The organism is Micromonospora sp. URMC 106 (genome assembly GCF_051386395.1).
Classification (GTDB): Bacteria; Actinomycetota; Actinomycetes; order Mycobacteriales; family Micromonosporaceae; genus Micromonospora.
This window is the reverse complement of the sequence record NZ_JBPQTP010000290.1, coordinates 1-245: the sequence shown is the minus strand read 5'-3', so window position 1 is coordinate 245 and position 245 is coordinate 1. Positions and strand designations below refer to the sequence as shown.

Genomic DNA, 245 nt, shown 5'->3' with positions numbered 1-245 from the left:
GCGCGGGTGAAGCCGACCACGCCGAACTTGGCGGCGCAGTAGGCGGTGGCGTCGCTGACGGCCTTGACCCCCAACGTCGACGCCACCGTCACCACCGTGCCGTGCGAGCGCTCCAGCCACGGCAGCGCCGCCCGGACCACCGAGGCCGTGCCCAGCAGGTTGACGGCGACGATCCGGTCCCAGGTCTCGCCCGGAACGTCGGCCAGCCTGCCCGGCACGTCCACGCCGGCGGCGGTGACCACCGC

1 protein-coding gene is annotated in these 245 nt (G+C 75.1%); it reads right to left on the bottom strand.

Translation table 11 applies throughout. The features are described 5' to 3' along the window. Positions 1 to 245 (bottom strand): SDR family NAD(P)-dependent oxidoreductase (locus tag ACSNOB_RS32145; protein ID WP_436691224.1); only part of this gene is annotated, 245 nt, incomplete at both ends.